The 15,966-nt window shown below is 71.0% G+C and carries 12 protein-coding genes and 1 pseudogene; 5 read left to right on the forward strand and 8 right to left on the reverse strand.

The features are described 5' to 3' along the window. Positions 1–215 precede the first annotated feature (215 nt). Positions 216–1,466: an acyltransferase family protein gene (locus tag J8403_RS03915; protein WP_211121874.1), complete on the reverse strand. Its 1,251-nt coding sequence runs from the start codon at positions 1,464–1,466 to the stop codon at positions 216–218. Then, positions 1,463–3,754, reverse strand: coding sequence for a glycosyltransferase (locus tag J8403_RS03920; RefSeq protein WP_246585679.1), 2,292 nt, complete (start codon positions 3,752–3,754; stop codon positions 1,463–1,465). The genes J8403_RS03915 and J8403_RS03920 overlap by 4 nt, the downstream gene beginning before the upstream one ends. A gap of 712 nt (positions 3,755–4,466) precedes the next feature. Between J8403_RS03920 and J8403_RS03925 the strand changes: the two genes are divergently transcribed. After that, entirely contained in the window at positions 4,467–5,648 is a 1,182-nt protein-coding gene (locus J8403_RS03925; protein WP_211121876.1) for an FAD-dependent monooxygenase, read from the forward strand. Between the two features lie 64 nt (positions 5,649–5,712). Here J8403_RS03925 and J8403_RS03930 read toward each other — a convergent pair whose 3' ends face one another. Further along, the gene (locus J8403_RS03930; RefSeq protein WP_211121877.1) at positions 5,713–6,564 is read right to left on the reverse strand and encodes an ABC transporter permease; all 852 of its coding nucleotides are present in this window, start codon (positions 6,562–6,564) and stop codon (positions 5,713–5,715) included. Next, the gene (locus J8403_RS03935; protein WP_211121878.1) at positions 6,561–9,365 is read right to left on the reverse strand and encodes an alpha/beta fold hydrolase; all 2,805 of its coding nucleotides are present in this window, start codon (positions 9,363–9,365) and stop codon (positions 6,561–6,563) included. Before J8403_RS03935 ends, J8403_RS03930 begins: the two co-directional genes overlap by 4 nt. A gap of 168 nt (positions 9,366–9,533) precedes the next feature. Here J8403_RS03935 and J8403_RS03940 point away from each other — a divergent pair, with 168 nt between their 5' ends. Both J8403_RS03940 and J8403_RS03945 read left to right on the forward strand, forming a co-directional pair. Next, positions 9,534–10,802 carry a VWA domain-containing protein gene (locus tag J8403_RS03940; RefSeq protein ID WP_211121879.1) on the forward strand — a complete coding sequence of 423 codons (1,269 nt, stop codon included), beginning with the start codon at positions 9,534–9,536 and terminating at the stop codon, positions 10,800–10,802. Then, positions 10,802–11,695: a hypothetical protein gene (locus J8403_RS03945; protein ID WP_211121880.1), complete on the forward strand. Its 894-nt coding sequence runs from the start codon at positions 10,802–10,804 to the stop codon at positions 11,693–11,695. Before J8403_RS03940 ends, J8403_RS03945 begins: the two co-directional genes overlap by 1 nt. Before the next feature lie 93 nt (positions 11,696–11,788). Here J8403_RS03945 and J8403_RS03950 read toward each other — a convergent pair. Then, positions 11,789–12,322 (reverse strand): annotated as a pseudogene (locus tag J8403_RS03950) (TerD family protein); the annotation flags it as partial. Between the two features lie 156 nt (positions 12,323–12,478). Here J8403_RS03950 and J8403_RS03955 point away from each other — a divergent pair. Both J8403_RS03955 and J8403_RS03960 read left to right on the forward strand, forming a co-directional pair. Then, the gene (locus J8403_RS03955; protein ID WP_059147558.1) at positions 12,479–12,847 is read left to right on the forward strand and encodes a BlaI/MecI/CopY family transcriptional regulator; all 369 of its coding nucleotides are present in this window, start codon (positions 12,479–12,481) and stop codon (positions 12,845–12,847) included. A 197-nt stretch (positions 12,848–13,044) separates the two neighbouring features. After that, on the forward strand, positions 13,045–13,755 hold the full coding sequence (locus J8403_RS03960; RefSeq protein WP_343245250.1) for a M56 family metallopeptidase: 711 nt from the start codon (positions 13,045–13,047) through the stop codon (positions 13,753–13,755). 80 nt (positions 13,756–13,835) lie between these two features. On the opposite strand, the gene J8403_RS03965 is transcribed toward J8403_RS03960, so the two are convergent. From J8403_RS03965 to J8403_RS03975, 3 genes are all read right to left on the reverse strand, one after another. Continuing rightward, on the reverse strand, positions 13,836–14,513 hold the full coding sequence (locus J8403_RS03965; RefSeq protein WP_211121883.1) for a DUF305 domain-containing protein: 678 nt from the start codon (positions 14,511–14,513) through the stop codon (positions 13,836–13,838). Between the two features lie 71 nt (positions 14,514–14,584). Continuing rightward, complete coding sequence (locus J8403_RS03970) at positions 14,585–15,088, reverse strand: hypothetical protein (RefSeq protein WP_211121884.1); 504 nt, start codon at positions 15,086–15,088, stop codon at positions 14,585–14,587. A gap of 98 nt (positions 15,089–15,186) precedes the next feature. Beyond that, a complete protein-coding gene (locus J8403_RS03975) occupies positions 15,187–15,666 on the reverse strand; it encodes a general stress protein (RefSeq protein WP_211121885.1) in 480 nt (159 codons plus the stop codon). Positions 15,667–15,966: the final 300 nt, after the last annotated feature.

Raw genomic sequence — 15,966 nt, forward strand, 5'->3', positions numbered from 1 at the left:
GTACGCGCCTGCTGAGCGGCGGTCGGTCGGCTGTGTCGACCCATTTCGCTGGTCTCCCCGTTATGGCATGGGTTGGGTGCGGTGCACCGGAAGGCCCGATTCCGAGAGGAACTGATGTCCGACGCACACGTGTTACAGAGTAAAGAACGAGCCAGATGATAACCATGGCCCCCCGGTGTACGGCCACCCGTACACCGGGGAACGTTTGTCCATGGCTAGCGCGCGGCCTCCGGATAGAAGTCGCGTGAACGGCCCTGACCGTCCTTGAGCTTGCCGAGCAGGCTCGCCGGGTACTCGATGGCCCAGTAGCTCACCGCGGCGGCGGCCACCGCCACCACCAGCACGATGACCACGGCCGACGGGAAGCCCTCCTGGCCGTCGGGCGGCAGCAGCCCCGCGTTGAACAGCCCCAGCATGATCGGCTCATGCCAGACGAAGAGGCTGTAGCTGGCGAGACCGACACCGGTGAGCCAGCGGGCCGTGAGCCATGAGTGCCACCGCCCCTGCCGCCGCACATGGATGGTGCTGTACAGCAGCAGCATCCACAGCAGGGCGGACAACGGATGGTAGAAGGTGGTGGGGAAGTCCTCCGCCTCCGTACCGGAGTAGGACAACATATACAGCCCCACGAGGGCGGCTGCCCGCAGCGGGATCGCCACCTTCGCGTCGAGCCGTCCGCGGTCGCCGAGGGCGATCATCGCCACGGCGAGGCCCATGCCCGCCGCGAACCCGCCGAAGCGGGCCTGCGGACCGAAGTACACCGGCCATTCGGTGTGCGGGATGTCCAGCCCGTAGCGGGCGACCGCGATCCAGATGAACGGCCCGATGTACAGCAGGGCACATCCGGCCGCGCACACCGCCACTCGGGAGGCCCTCCGGCGCAGCGGACGGCAGGCGCGGACGGCCAGCGGGCCGAGTCCCACCAGCGCCACATAGAACATGATTTCCAGCGACAACGACCAAGTGGGGCCGATGGTGTAGAAGATCTGCTCCTGGTCGAAGACCTGGGTGAAGGTGAGGTGGTGCAGCAGATCGGACCACTCGCCGGGCAGGGTGGGATTGCGGGTGGCCCAGATGAACGTCACCGCCAGGAAGTACAGCGGGACGATCCGGATGGCCCGCCGGAAGAGGAACACCCGGCCGGGCCGGGTCGAGCCCCCCTCGATCGCCGCCCGTGCGTAGGACAGCGTCAGCAGATACGCGGACAGGACGAAGAAGAGGTCGATGACCTCCAACGACACCAGCGCGTTCGCGTACCGGTTGGGCACCGGTGAGTGGGCGCCGTCCCGGTCGTAGGTGTAGTACTGCTGCCAGACGTGGAAGACGACGGTGAGGAGCGCCGCCATTCCCCGCAGACCCTGGATCTCCTGGCTCATCCGGTTCCGCGAGGGCGTGCCCTTGGCGGGTGTGCCGTTGACCGCCCGGGGGGCGGTACTGGGTGCGATGGTCGTGGACACCGTGCTCATGTCCGCTTCACCGCCTTCTCGCCGGGTCGCGGGGTGACCCGCCACTGGCGGTCCCGCAGCACCTCCTTGAGGAGCGACTGACGGGCCACGATGTTCTTGAAGTGGCTGTAGAAGAAGGTGGACACCAACAGGTATCGCCAGAACCACGCCCTGCGACGGCGCAGTTCGGGCACCGCGAGCCGCCATGCGAACAGCGCCTGCACCAGCCCGGCGGACAGGGTGAACAAGGTGGCCAGCAGGCAGACCGGCACCGCCCAGTCGAGCTGGTCCACGCCGCCGGCCCGCCACGCCGAGTACAGCAGCACGGGCAGGATCTGCAGGGTGAGCCACGGCTGGACCTCACGCCAGCCCAAGAGCACCACCAGCCCCGCCTTCTGGCGGGCGGTGAAGGCCGGGGAGCGCAGCCCGCGCCACAGGTACTTCAGCGACACCTGGAGCCAGCCCTGGGCCCAGCGCGACCGCTGGTTCCACAGCGCCTTGAGGGTGGTGGGCGCCAGTTCGCGCGAGATGAGCGTGCGGTCGGTGGCGATCCTGGCCCCCTCGTGCAGGGCGCGCATCGAGGAGTCGATGTCCTCGGTGAGCATCGTGCCGTGCATCCGGGTGCGGGCGAGCAGATCGGTGCGCCAGAAGCCGTTGGAGCCGCCGAAGACACCGAAGGTGTAGAGCCGGGTCCGGCCGGGGTGGCTGACGGCGTAGATGGCCTCGAACTCAACGCCCACCAGCTTGGAGACCCAGGAGCTCTCGCCGTTGCGGATCACACAGTGGCCCTGGACCACGTCATAGCCATTGGAGAGCCAGTGCCAGGCGTGCTGGAAGGCGTCCGGCACCGGGTGGTGGTCCGCGTCGAAGATGCCCACGAACTCACCGCGCACCCGGGTGACCGCGGCGTTGACGTTCTGCGCCTTGGAGGTGCTGCCCGCCACCGGCATGAGCACCAGCCGCGGGTCGCGGCGGGCCATCTCCCGCAGGGTCTCCTCGACGGGCATGGGGTGCGGCGTGTTGTACGCGAGCACGATCTCCAGCTCGTTGGGGTAGTCCAGGCGCAGAAAGGACTCGATGGTGTCGACGATGGTCGCGGCCTCATTGGGCAGATACGCGGCGATGACCGCGCTGGCCGGCGGATACGGCTGTGCGGGCCGTTCGGGCCGGGGTTTGGCGTCGAGCGAGAACAGGCACTCCAGCACGATCATCGCGGCGGAGAGCACCAGCCCGGACACCACGACCCAGTAGGCGGCCGAGCCGACGTCCCAGCCCAGCTCGTACATCTGCTGGTAGAAGACGAACGGGATGCCCACGCCGAAGAGCAGCACCAGGATGGGCGAGAGCGCCGACAGCAGGGCGCGGAGCGCGGTGGCCAGGGGACGACGACGGCGGTGGCTGCCGCGCATCCAGGCCGCGTACTTCACCGGCCGCAGATCCCGGTGGCGGATCGATTCCTCCACCGCGTTGCGGGAGTTGGCGACGGCCTGGGCGCGGTCCGGGCAGTCGGCCAGCGGGGTCCAGCCGATCGCCGGGGTCAGCCGGACGTTCTCATCGGCGACCACGAAGCGGGTCCCGGCCACGGCGTTGGCGAACTTCTGCAGTTCGCCGCGCGCGGTGTCCTCGTCCACGCCGGGCATCAGCATCAGCAGATGGCCGTCGTCGTCCCAGCCGAGCCGGTCGCAGACGCCGCCCAGCTTCTCCGCCACTCCGGCGAGACGTTCGGCGACCTCACGGCGCACCCGCGGCCCGAGCCGGGCTTCGAGGGCGGCTATCTCGGCGACGCCGACCATGGCGACGACACCACCGACGCGGCTGTCGTCGACCCGCTTGAGTTCCCGGTCGAGCTCACCCAGGAAGTGGGGCTGGGAGTACAGACCGGTGCGCGGGTCGAGCAGCAGATTCTCCACGGGGACCGGGACCCGGCGCAGCTTGGCCTCGATCCGGGCGGAGAGCTCGACGGGGTCGGAGCTGTCCGGCACGCAGTCGTCCGCGCCGCCGCGCAGCATGCCGGCGACGCCGACGGGGCCGGGGTCGGAGGTGACCACGAGCAGGGGCAGCGCCCGTCCCGCGGGCACGGCACGGACCTCACGTATCAGGTCCAGCCCGTCGTCGGCGTCGTCCAGGGCGACGATCGCGTCCGGAGGGGATTGCCGCATCTGACGGCTGACGTCGCCGGGCTCCGCATGGCTCACCTCATGCCCGGTCGAGACGAGTGTCCGGGTCAGCTGATCGAGCCTGGGGCCCGGTGTGCCGACCGCCAGCACCCGCCCGCTCGGTCCCGACACATCGCCGCGAGCGGTGGGCACGGGTTGCTGGTATTCGCGTGATCGTGGGTGGTGCGAAGTAAGCACCTGAGTGGTTCCTTTCTGGAAGACGTGCGTCACCGAACGGGCCGTGGGCGCGCGGACGTTCCGGCCGGGGTCAGGGCAGACCACGTGGCCCGCGGGCATGCCTACAGGGGCATGCGGCTACGGGCAGGCCGGAGGACGGCGTCGCCGGGAAGGCCGGGGCGATCCGCCGTTCGGTGAGTGGTGAGAGGCGGCTACGCCGCGACCGTGGCCGATCCGCGCGGGGAGAGGTGAGGTCTCCGGCGGGGTCTCGGGCAGACGGACGCGACGGCGGCGGGGGACACGCGAACGTGCTCCAGGGAAATACGCATAAGGTCCCATCCTGTTCGGATCGTGGGGGGCGGACCGAACGTCACCAGTGCGGGTCGACCGATCTTTTGGGCTGACCGGTCGGAATCCTTAGTCTCATCGATCACTACGGAACCACACAACACATCGAAGTAACACTCTCATTAACCGATGAGAGAGTTCCGCGTGCCGACGGGGCGCTCGCCACCGGCCCCAACTTCCCGACGGCGGCGGGGTGTCGGAGCTCTGTCGGTACCGCGTCGGTGGGGCATAGGCGGGTCGGCGAACCGGCGTCGGCGCCACGTCGGTGCGGTGTCGGTACCCGCGGCCAGTCTTTTTCCAGGCACCACATTCGGTGGTTGAATTCGGAAGGGACAACACCATGCGCAATACCCGGGTCCTGATTTCCGGCGCCAGTATCGCCGGGCCCGCCCTCGCCTACTGGCTGGACCGCTATGGTTTCCAGGTCACCGTGGTGGAGCGCGCCGCGGGGCCGCGCCCGGGCGGACAGGCGATCGACGTACGGGGCCCGGCGCTGGAGGCGTGCGCGCGCATGGGTGTGCTGGAGGAGATCCGGGCGCACCGCACCGGGCTGCGCGGTATGTCGATGGTCGACGGCGATGGCAAGGAGCTGTTCAGCACCACCGAGCGCACCATGACCGGCGGAGATCTCGCCAGGCCCGACGTCGAGATTCTCCGGGACGAGCTGTCCTCGGTTCTGATGGCCGCGGGGGGCGACGGAATCGAGTACCTCTTCAACGATTCGATCGCCTCGCTCGCCCAGGGCCCCGATGAGGTGGCGGTCACCTTCCACCGGGGCGATTCGCGCGCCTTCGACATCGTGGTGGCGGCCGACGGGGTGCACTCCTCCACCCGGGCGCTGGTCTTCGGCCCGGAGGAGCGATTCCTCCACCTCATGGGGGGCTATCTGGGCGTGTGGACGGCGCCGAACTATCTGGGGCTCGACCGTTGGGAGGTCGTCTACCAGATGTCCGGCGGCGTCTGGGGCGGCATGGTGATGAGTGTCCGCGAGAACACCGAGGTCCGGGTCTACGTCGGCATCGACTCGGACGAACCGCCCGCCCAGTTCCTCGGCTCCCGGAGCGTCTCGGAGCAGAAGCGGCTGGTGGCCGAGCGGCACAAGGACGCGCGCTGGGAGATGCCACGGCTGCTGGAGTACATGTGGGGGGCGCCCGACTTCCACCTCGACGTGTCGGCCCAGATCCGTATGGACACCTGGTCCCGTGGCCGGGTGGCCCTGGTCGGCGACGCCGGCTACTGCGGTTCGCCGATGTCCGGCCAGAGCACCAGCCTGGCCATAGTCGGCGCCTATGTCCTGGCGGGCGAGCTCAAGGCCGCCGACGGCGACCACACCGTGGCCTTCGCGGCCTACGAGCGCGAGCTGCGGGACTATGCCACGGCCAACCAGCAGATCGCGCTGGACCACAAGGCACGGAGGGACGCGGAGACCGCGTCGCCCGGGCAGGAGCCCGACACCGACTCGAGCCATATCGGTGACGGCTTCTACGAGGTGGTCAACTCCTACAGCCTCAAGGACTACTGACCGGGCCGCCTGCCGGGCTTGGACGTGACCCCGTGACCCCGTGGCCTCGTGACCCCGTGGCCGGCTAGGACACCACGTCCTTGCGGCCGAAGCCACGGAAGGCGAACGCGAGGAGCACCAGCGCATAGGCGACGGACACCGAGACGCCCTTCACCATTCCGCCCCATTCCATATGGGGCTGGAGTGCGTCCGCCCACGCGAACTGCCAGTGCGCGGGCAGGAAGTCGCGCCAGGAGCCGAGCGCCGTGACCGCGTCCAGCACATTGCCCACGATGGTGAGCCCCACCGCGCCGCCCACCGCGCCCAGCGGCGCGTCGGTGACGGTCGAGAGCCAGAACGCGAGAGCGGCCGTGACCAGCTGGGACAGGAAGATGTACAGCACCACGAGGGCGAGCCGGACGAGGGCCTCCCCGATCGGCAGTTCACCACCCGTGGGCATCCGCAGCGGCCCCCAGCCGTACGCGGCGGTGCCCACCCCGAGCGCCACCAGCGGCAGCAGCACCATGGCGGCCGCGCTGAACGCGAGGGCCACCGCCAGCTTGCTCCCCAGCAGCCGGGCCCGGGGCACGGGCGCGGCCAGCAGATAGCGCAGCGAGGACCAGCTGGCCTCGGAGGCCACGGTGTCACCGCAGAACAGCGCCACCGGCACCACCAGCAAGAAGGCGGCCGAGACGAACAGCGCGGTGGCGGCGAGATTGGCGCCGGAGGCGGTGGCCGTGGTCATCAGGGTGACCCCCTCCCGCCCCTCGGGGGTGCCGCCGATGGCGAACGCGGCGACGAGGACGAACGGCAGCAGCGCCAGCACCAGCCCCATGACCAGGGTCCGTCGGCGGCGCAGCTGCCGTACGGCCTCGACCCGCAGGGGCAGGGTGTGATGGGCCCGGTAGCCGGGCGCGACCTGGGACAGGGAGCTCACGCGGATCCTCCTGCAATCAGCGTCAAGAAGGCGTCTTCCAGGCGCCGGTTGGGCCCGAAGCTGGTCACCGGGATCTCCAGCCGCACCAGTTCGGTGAGCAGCCGTGCCGGGGTGGTCCCGTCGAGCTGGACGAGCAGTCCGTCGGCGGTGCGGGCGGCGGAGGCGATACCGGGCAGCGCGTTCACCTTGTCGACGTGGACGTCGCTCAGCTCGCCGTCGTGGCCCACCAGCACACTGCCGCCGTTGCCGGTGATCTCGCCGACCGGGCCGGCCTGGATGAGCCGGCCGCGGTCCATGACGACCAGATGGGTGCAGGACTGCTCGACCTCGGCCAGGAGATGGCTGGAAACGATCACCGTGCGCCCCTCGGCGGCGTACCGGATCATCACCTCGCGCATCTCGCGGATCTGCGGCGGGTCGAGGCCGTTGGTCGGTTCGTCGAGGATCAGCAGATCGGGCAGGCCCAGCATGGCCTGGGCGATGGCCAGCCGCTGCCGCATGCCCTGGGAGTAGGTGCGCACCGCACGCTCCAGCGCGCTGCCCAGGCCCGCGATCTCCAGCGCCTCCTCGATATGGGCGTCGGCGGCGGGACGGCCGGTGGCCCGCCAGTACAGCTCCAGGTTGGCGCTGCCGGTCAGATGCGGCAGGAAGCCCGCCCCCTCGACGAAGGCGCCGACGCGGGAGAGTACGGGCGCGCCGGGCCTGATGGCCTGGCCGAAGACACGGATCTCGCCCTCGTCGGGGGCGATGAGCCCCATCAGCATGCGCAAGGTGGTGGTCTTGCCCGCGCCGTTGGGCCCCAGGAGCCCGAGCACCTGCCCCTTCTCGACGCGGAAGGACAGCTCGCGCACCGCGTAGCGGTCGGCGGACTTGGCGTAGCGCTTGCTGAGACCGGTGATCTGCAGGGGCACCTCGGCCAATTCGGGATCGGGCGCGGGAGTGGCCGTACGCCGCCTGCCGGTCAGCACCAGCCCGAGCGCCACCACGGCCGCGGCGAGCGGCAGCCCCCACACCCAGGCGGGCAGCGGGGCGGGCTGGGTGTGCACCGCGGGTGCGGTGGGGACCGTCAGGCCGCCGTCCACGAGCCCGACCGTGTAGGTGGCGGGCTCGGTCGGGGAGGCGTAGCCGAGATCGGTGGAGGCCAGGACGAGCCGCAGCCGATGGCCCGCGATGAGCTCGTGGTCGACGGCGGGCAGCCGGACGGTGACGGTACGGCCCTGCTTCGCGCCGGTGACGCGCAGCGGAGTGACCAGTTGCTCGGGCAGCACCTGCTGTCCGTCCGGGCCCACGTCGTAGACCTTGGCGAACAGGACGGCGTCGTCCGTGTCGGACCTGACCCGCACCTTCACCTCGGGCGATCCGGTGATGCGCAGGGGCCGGCCCAGCCGCTCCGAGTCGAACCGCGCGAACTGGCCCGGCACGTCGAGGGAGAGGCCGACGCCGAGCGAGGACGCCTGGGACAGCCCGGCCACGCCCGGCACCGTGGAGATGGAGGGCGGCCCCGCACCGGGCGGGTTGGCGAACGACTGCTCGCGTCCGGGCAGTGCCACCTTCCGGGTGCCGTCGCCGAGGCCCGGGTAGCGGTCGCCGGTGGCGCCGCGCAGCTGGACCGCGCCGTTGGTGGTGTCGATGCCGCCGGTGCGGCTGATCCGGAAGGCGGGCCCGGTGTCGGTGGCCTTGTCGCCCTTGAGGTAGCGGTCGAACCAGGCATGGGTGCGCGCCCCCACGCGCGCGGTCTCGCGGTCACCGCCGTCATGTCCGCCGGCCGTCCAGTCGACGGCGACCGGCGCCCCGGTGGCCCGGATCGACTTCGCCATCTCATCGGCCTGGCCGAGGGGGAAGAGGGAGTCGACCTGTCCCTGGAGGATCAGCGTGGGGACCTTGATCCGGCCGGCCACGGCGGACGGGCTGCGGGCCTCGAGCAGCCGGCGGGCGGCGGCGTCGGGCTTCCCGGCGACCGCGACCCGCTCGTACATCTCGCACAGCCGCTTCTCGAAGCGGCCGCAGCCCTGGCCTCCCAGGGGCTTCCCGCCGCTCTCGTCCCCCGTGCCGTTCGTGTCCCCGGGGTCTGCCCGGACGCCCTGGCCCGCCCCGCCGTTCGCGCCTCCCGGGTCCGACTGGCCCATGCCGCCGCCCGCTCCTCCCCCGCCGTTCGCGTCCTCCTGGCCTCCCTGGGCCTGGGTGAGGTCGGCCGAGCCGGTGGTGAAGAACAGCCCGGCCCAGAGCTTCTTGTAGACACCGTTCGGGAAGAGCGCGTCGGCGAGGTTCCAGTAGGTGATCTCGGGCGCGATGGCGTCGACCCGGCGGTCGTATCCGGCCGCGAGCAGGGAGATCGCCCCGCCGTAGGAGGCGCCGGCGACGCCCACCCGGGGGTCGCCCTGGCCGTCGAGCCGCACCTCGGGGCGTTTCGCCAGCCAGTCGATCAGCCGCCGGGCGTCGGCCACCTCATGGTCCGGGTCGTTCAGCCCGATCTTCCCCGTGGATCTGCCGAATCCACGCGCCGACCAGGTGAGCACGGCGTATCCGTCGCGGGCCAGCTCCTCGGCCCGGTCGCGTACGTCGTCCTTGCTGCCGCCGAAGCCGTGGGCCAGCAGGACCGCGGGCCTTCGGCCGGAGCCCGAGGTGAAGTACGAGGTGTCGATGCGCGCCCCCGGCATGTCCAGCACGCGGTCCTGGCGGTGCACGGCCGGCCGGTCGTCGGAGGCCGCGGCCGCCCAGGTGCCCGCGCCCGCGAGGACGGCCGCGGCGGCCACGGCGGCGGCCAGGCGCCGGCCTCGCAGCCGGGTCTTTCGGAGATCCATACCCGCAACCCTAAGAGGAGGATGCGAACGCCGGAGCTGACACCAGACGGATTCTCGTCCCCTCCCGGGGGAGTACCCGGACACCTGCCGTACACCCGGCGCGGTATGCCCCCGGCCGCGGCGACCGGGCTTTTGGATCCGTCAGATGAAGCTCCATAAGATGCGCCGGTGATCATAAAGAAACGTCTGGCGACAGGCGCGTTGGGGCTGCTCGCGGCCCTCGCCTGCGGCCTGATATCCCCTCCCCCCGCCATGGCCGGCGAACCGGCTTCCGATTCCCCGAAGGTCGAACTGGTGCTCGACGTCAGCGGCTCCATGCGGGCCCGCGACGTCGACGGCGACACCCGGATGGCGGCAGCGAAACAGGCGTTCAACGAGGTGCTGGACGCCACTCCCGAGGAGGTGCGGCTGGGCATCCGCACCCTCGGCGCCAATTACCCGGGCAAGGACCGCGTGGCCGGCTGCCGGGACAGCGAGCAGCTCTACCCGGTGGGCCAGGTGGACCGCACCGAGGCCAAGGCGGCCGTCGCCACGCTGCGCCCCACCGGCTGGACGCCCATCGGGCTCGCGCTGCGCGGCGCGTCCAAGGACCTCTCCAGCGGCGACGGCACCCGCCGGATCGTGCTGATCACGGACGGCGAGGACTCCTGCGGTCAGCCCGACCCGTGTGATGTGGCCCGTGAACTGGCCGCCCAGGGAACCCACCTGGTCGTCGACACGCTCGGGCTGACGCTGGACCGCAAGGTCCGCGAGCAGCTCAGCTGCATCGCCGAGGCCACCGGTGGCACCTATACGGCGATCCAGCACCGGGACCAGCTCTCCAGCCGCATCAAGCAGCTGGTCCGGCGCTCCGCCGACACCCCCGTGCAGACGCCCACGCCGGTGCGGGGCGCCGCACAGTGCGCGAAGGCCCCGTACCTGGGCTCCGGCCTCTACAGCGACCGGGAGAGCTTCGGCGAACACCGCTGGTACCGGATGCGCGTGGCGCCCGGTCAGGAGCTGCGGGCCTCGGCGAGCGTGGCCGTGGACCGCGCCGTCGACCCGGACTACGGCGTGCTGCTGCGGGCGATGACCCCGGGCGGCCGGGAGCTGGTGCGCGGCAGCGAGGCGGGCAGCGGCCGTACGGACGTCCTCTCCAGCGGGCTGCGCTATCCGGTCGCCGATGTGGACGACGACGAGGACGGGACCGCGCGGACGGTGTGCCTGGAGCTGAGCCAGTCCTTCTCCGCACCGGCTTCCGTCAAGCGTGCCCCGGGCCTCCCGGTGGAGCTCGCCGTCGATGTGGTCGGCAACGACGATCCGCCCGCCGATGTGGCCGCCTTCGGCCTGGGCCGCGGCTGGATACTGCTGGGCGTGCTCACCGTGGGCGGGCTGCTCGCGGGGTTGCTGTGGGGCTGGCTGGCCCGCTGGCGTGTCACCGTCTGGAGGTCCAACTGATGCGAGCCCTGCGTACCGTGGGCGCCGCGCTCACCCTGTGTGCCGCCGCCTGGCTGACCACCGCCGCCCCGGCCGCCGCGGACGGCGCGGACGACAAGAAGGACGGCGCCCCCACCGAGGCGGGTACGAACTTCCGTACCGCCACCGAGATCAAGCCCGGTCAGAAGGCCACCGCGGCGGCCTCCACCGGCGACTATCTGTACTGGGTGTTCCCGGCCGCCGCCGGGCAGATCCCCAAGGTCGAGGCGGAGCTGAAGCTGCCCGACGCTGCCAACCGGCACGGCAGCGCCACCTGGCAGCTCGATGTCTACGACGGTCTGCGCCGCCACCAGGCGTGCGCCTCGGGCACCCCGGCGCGCAGGGCGGGCCAGCAGGACGGGTCGGTCACCGTGAGCTGCACCCTGCGCCAGGTGCGGTCCTGGTCCGAGCGCTGGGCCAACGACCCTCTGCAGGGCGCCTATTACGTGCGGCTCACCGTCGTCGATCTGCCCGCCGAGGACCTCGGGCTGCCGATCGACGCCGAGATCGAGGCGTCCGTACCGGACGCGGGCGGGGCGCACGCCGACGGCGGGGACGTGACCCCGCTCAATCCGGTGCTGCGGTCCGGCACGGCCCCCGGCACGGACTCCGACCCGTCGGGCGACGCGTCCTCGGATTCCGCGGATGCCGCTGATTCCGCTGACTCCGCTGACTCCGCTGACTCCGCTGACGACAAGGACGGGGACATCCCGCACGCGGTCGCCGAGCCGGAGGACGACTGGGGCTCCGGCTGGTGGTCGGACCGATGGGTGTGGACCGTGATCGGCGCGGCGCTGGCGGCGCTCGCCGGGGTGGGCGGCTACACCCTCACCCGGGGGCCGCGCCTCCCGGGACGCCCGCCGAGCAACACCTGACCCGATATCTGACCCGATGTCCGGAATCGGCGCGCGGTCCGCACCTTCACCGTGCGGGCCGCGCGCCCCACCGGACCCCGGTCGCCGGGACCCTCAGGAATAGTCCTGGCCCATGAGCCGCCCAAACTCTTCGGGATCCGTGTCGAATCCACGAATAGCGCTCCGCATTCCCCATTCCCCCGAGTCGTCCCGGGTGAATACCGCCACCGTGGCGGCAGTGGCTTCTGCGACACCGGTGAAGTCGCTCTTAATGAGCTCGGTGTATCCGTCGAGAATCCGGACGCTGGTGTTCGGAACATCTCCGAACGCCTTCCGTCCCGAGGTCGGCTGGATGACTATCCCGACGACCACCCGTGAGTATTCGGACGACAGCCGTTCGAGTTCGAGGGTCATGGACTCGTCGGTGCCAAGGCCCTGACCGGTGCGGCTGTCCCGGTTGAGGTTGATGGTGCCGTCCGGTGAGCGGCTGTCGAAGTGGACGAGATACGCGGGCTCGCCGTACGGATCGGCGGCGCGGTACGTCCCCGCCACGATGTCGAGATCATGGGGCGGCTCGCCGGTGGGACTCGGATCCCACTTGAGCGCCACCTCGATTTTCCGAAGCCCCTTGTTGAGACCAGTCACCCGGACTTCCCTTCCCTCGAACCGTGCGGATGTTGAATGCGCGTGGCGTCAAGCCTATCGCGGGCAGGGCGAGTTGAGGATTTCCCGACGGCCGCGTGCGGGGCCTCCCGCAGGGGTCTCTACTATGGGCCTCCGTACTAACGGCGGAAGGAAGCGTCCATGCGACGGTTGGGGGAGCTCGAGGCGGAGATCATGGACCGCCTCTGGGCTTGGCAGCGTCCCACCACAGTGCGGGAGATCGTGGACGACATCAATGAGCACCGCCCGGTCGCCTATACCACGGTGATGACCGTCGCTTCCATCCTCTACAACAAGGGCTGGCTGCTGCGCGCCAAGGAGGGCCGGGCGTGGGTGTACTCCCCGGTCCGCAGCCGCGAGGAGTACACCGCCGCCCTGATGGAGGACGCGCTCGGCACCAGCGAGGACCGCTCCGCCGCCCTCGCCCACTTCGTCGAGCAGATGGGTCCGGAGGAGGTCAGCGCGCTGCGCAAGGCTCTTCGGGCCGCGGGGCGGCGGACCCAGGCGTGACGGCCGCCCTCGCGCTGGGCTGCTACGCCGCCGTGGTCGGCACGGTGGCCCCGACGACACTGGCGCGCAGCGCCTGGCCGCATCGCGCACCCTGTTTGGCGGTTGCCGTTTGGCATGGATTGGTCCTGTCGTTCACCATCGCGCTGGCTCTGACCACTTATCACCTCGTCACCCCAACTTGGCATCTTCATAATGGAATGTCCGGCTTGCTCCGGTTCTGTGGGTTGACGTTCGACGCCCGCATCCCGGGCACGGGCCCGGTCGGCGTTCCGGCCATCGCGGTACCGGCCTCGGTGACACTGCTTCCGCTCGTCTGCTTCGCCCATGAGCTGCTGCGGGCCCGGCGCGTTCGCGCCCACCACCGGGGCGTACTGGACATGGTCGGCCGGCGCTCGGCGCGATGGCGCGCCACCGCGCTGGACCATGACACGCCCGCCGCGTACTGCCTGCCCGGTCGCAGGCCGCGGATCGTCGTGAGCGCGGGCGCGCTGAAACTGCTCTCCCCCGCGCAGCTGGAGTCCGTACTGGAGCATGAGCGCGCCCATATCGCGGGCCGCCACCATCTGGCGCTGGCGGCCACCGAGGCGTTCGCCCGGGTGTTCCGGTGGCTGCCGCTGGCGCGCGAGGCCAGGGCACAGACGGCACTTCTGCTGGAGATGGCCGCGGACGACCGGGCCCTGCGCCGCCATCCGCGCGAAGCGCTCGTCTCCGCCCTGTACGCGATGGCGGCGGGCCGGGCTCCCGGCGGGGCCTTCAGCGTCGGCGGACCGGACGCCGTGGTCCGGCTGCGGCGGATACTGGAGGCCCGGCGGCGGCCGCATCCGGCGCTGCGCGGCATGGTGGTGGCGGCCGCGGTGGCCGTACCGCTGCTGCCCCCTCTGCTCGGCTGCGCCCCCGGGATGGGGTAACGGCCCCTGCGCGCCTCGGTGGCCGCCCCGGGCCACGCGGCGGGACCGCGGGGCCCGGGGCGGCGGGGACTCGATGCGGATCAGAGCCGGTCGAGGAGGGTGCGCAGGGTGGCGACCTCGGTGGACTGGCTCTTGACGACGTCGTCGGCGAGCTTCTTGGCCTTGGCGTTACGGCCGTTCCTCTTCTCGTCCTTCGCCATGGCGATCGCGCCCTGGTGATGGTCGATCATCATGCTCGCGAAGGCGCGGTCGAAGGCGGGCCCCTTGGCGGCCTCGAGCTTCCGCATGTCCTCCTTGGACATCATTCCGCCCATATCACCCTTACCGCCTGAACCGTGCTCCATGCCCTCCATGCCGTCCATACCGCCCGACGACGGCCGCTCCGGCTTGCCCCAACCCTTGAGCCAGGACTTCAGGGTGGCGATCTCCGGGTCCTGCGCCTTCTCGATCTGCCCCGCCAGCCTCGTGATCCGGGCGTCCGAGGCCCGGTCGTCGGCCAGGGCGGCCATCGCCAGGGCCTGCTCATGATGCGGGATCATCAGCTGCGCGAAGCGGACGTCCGCGTCGTTGAACGTGTCCGCCGCGGAGCCCGCCGTCGCCCCGGAGGGGGCGGACTCCTTCGCGCTCGCGTGGCCCATGCCCTTCATGTCGTCGTTCCCGCCACAGCCGGCGAGCAGCAGCCCTCCGGCGGCGACGGCGCCCACGAGTGCGAGACGACGGTGGAGCGACCGACGCGGGACATGCGTGAATGCGGTCATGTCGATTTACCTCTTTTTGCCAAGTGTTGACTGTTCCATGGGGCGTACCGGCGCTTTGCGCGCGGTTCGGCCTAAATCCGCAGAACAGACAGGGCAGTGAGGTCGGGTCCGCGTGACGGAGGGTCGGGCCGTGCGACGACGGCCGACGCCACGGGGAGCCTCAGCGAGGGACCGCGGTGACGCGCGAGCACCGCACTCAGGAGCACTCCGAGCACCCAGACGCCGAGCACCGCGACGCACAGCGAGGCCATGTCCATCCCGGTCATGGGCGCGCGTGGCGTTGTGCGCGGCGCTGCCTCGGGCGAGGCCGGCGCATGCCCGGCCTCGGCGGACGGGGCGGGCGCGGCCCGGTGCGACCCGGAGCCGGTGACGGCCGTACCGGCGTCGCGGTCGCCACCGTACGGCGCGGGGCGCAGCTCACCGGAGGCATGGTGGGCCGAGGGGCTGCCACCCGGACCGGATCCGCCGTCGGGATGGCCCAGGGCGTGCATGACGAAGACACCGAGCGCGAGCACGACGACGAACAGGAGTCGCGGAAGGACTCCGCCCGCGCGCACGCTCCTGCCGGTGTTCACCGTCGCTCCTCGGGGGTCGGTGTGATCTCTCGGAGCCACACCCTACTCCTAATGCCGTTAGTACGTGCACGGGCCCCCGGAAGACCCTCGGAAGCCGCTCAGCTCTCCTGCATCGCGAGCCTGGCCAGCATGTTCTTCGCCTCATCGGCGACCTCGGCGTCCGCGACCACGTCATAGCGCGCGGCCACGATCTGGCTGCGGGAGGAGAAATCGCGCTGCCCCCGGGTCATGGCGTGCCCGACGAAACCGAAGATCGCGCCGAATACCGCGCCGTAGACGAGACCGCTCACCAGCAGCACGATCACATTGTTGGCCCCGGCGGCGAACACGGACAGCAGCAGCCCGACCAGCAGTCCGAACCAGGCCCCCGTACCGGCCCCCGCCAGCGCCGCACGGCCCCTGGTCAGCCGCCCGAGCACCGTCTCGACCATCCGGAGGTCCGAGCCGATGATCGCCGTGTGTTCCACCGGGAACTTGTTGTCGGAAAGGAAATCGACCGCGCGCTGGGCGCCGGCGTAGGTCGGAAACGAGCCGACGACCGGGCGGTCGACCACCTCCGACGGCGGTTGCTGGGTCATCGCCGCCTCCCTCCGTCAAGGAGAGCGTGCGCCCGCGCCCGCCCCCTCGCAACGGGAGAGGCGGCGGGGAACGGCGAGGGGAAAGCGGCGAAACCTCCGAGAATGGTCCGTGCCGCCGGATATCCGGAGCGCCGGCGCGGCTCTCCGCGGAACATTTCCCCGGCCCTCTTCACCCTTCATTTCCTACCCGGGCACGAGGACCGCGCCATTCCCGGAAGGGACCGTTTCCTTTCGCACTGCCGGTGCAGGGGCCGTGCTGGAGGCCTGCTCCCTCGCTCGGGAAACCGTTGTCCGTTTTCG

This window comes from Streptomyces yatensis (genome assembly GCF_018069625.1).
GTDB lineage: Bacteria > Actinomycetota > Actinomycetes > Streptomycetales > Streptomycetaceae > Streptomyces > Streptomyces yatensis.

Excerpts from the sequence above, each read along its gene's own strand:
- J8403_RS03915 (WP_211121874.1), bottom strand. The coding sequence starts at position 1,466 with ATGAGCACGGTGTCCACGACCATCGCACCCAGTACCGCCCCCCGGGCG.
- J8403_RS03925 (WP_211121876.1), top strand. The coding sequence starts at position 4,467 with ATGCGCAATACCCGGGTCCTGATTTCCGGCGCCAGTATCGCCGGGCCC.
- J8403_RS03935 (WP_211121878.1), bottom strand. The coding sequence starts at position 9,365 with ATGGATCTCCGAAAGACCCGGCTGCGAGGCCGGCGCCTGGCCGCCGCC.
- J8403_RS03945 (WP_211121880.1), top strand. The coding sequence starts at position 10,802 with ATGCGAGCCCTGCGTACCGTGGGCGCCGCGCTCACCCTGTGTGCCGCC.
- J8403_RS03955 (WP_059147558.1), top strand. The coding sequence starts at position 12,479 with ATGCGACGGTTGGGGGAGCTCGAGGCGGAGATCATGGACCGCCTCTGG.
- J8403_RS03960 (WP_343245250.1), top strand. The coding sequence starts at position 13,045 with ATGTCCGGCTTGCTCCGGTTCTGTGGGTTGACGTTCGACGCCCGCATC.
- J8403_RS03965 (WP_211121883.1), bottom strand. The coding sequence starts at position 14,513 with ATGACCGCATTCACGCATGTCCCGCGTCGGTCGCTCCACCGTCGTCTC.
- J8403_RS03975 (WP_211121885.1), bottom strand. The coding sequence starts at position 15,666 with ATGACCCAGCAACCGCCGTCGGAGGTGGTCGACCGCCCGGTCGTCGGC.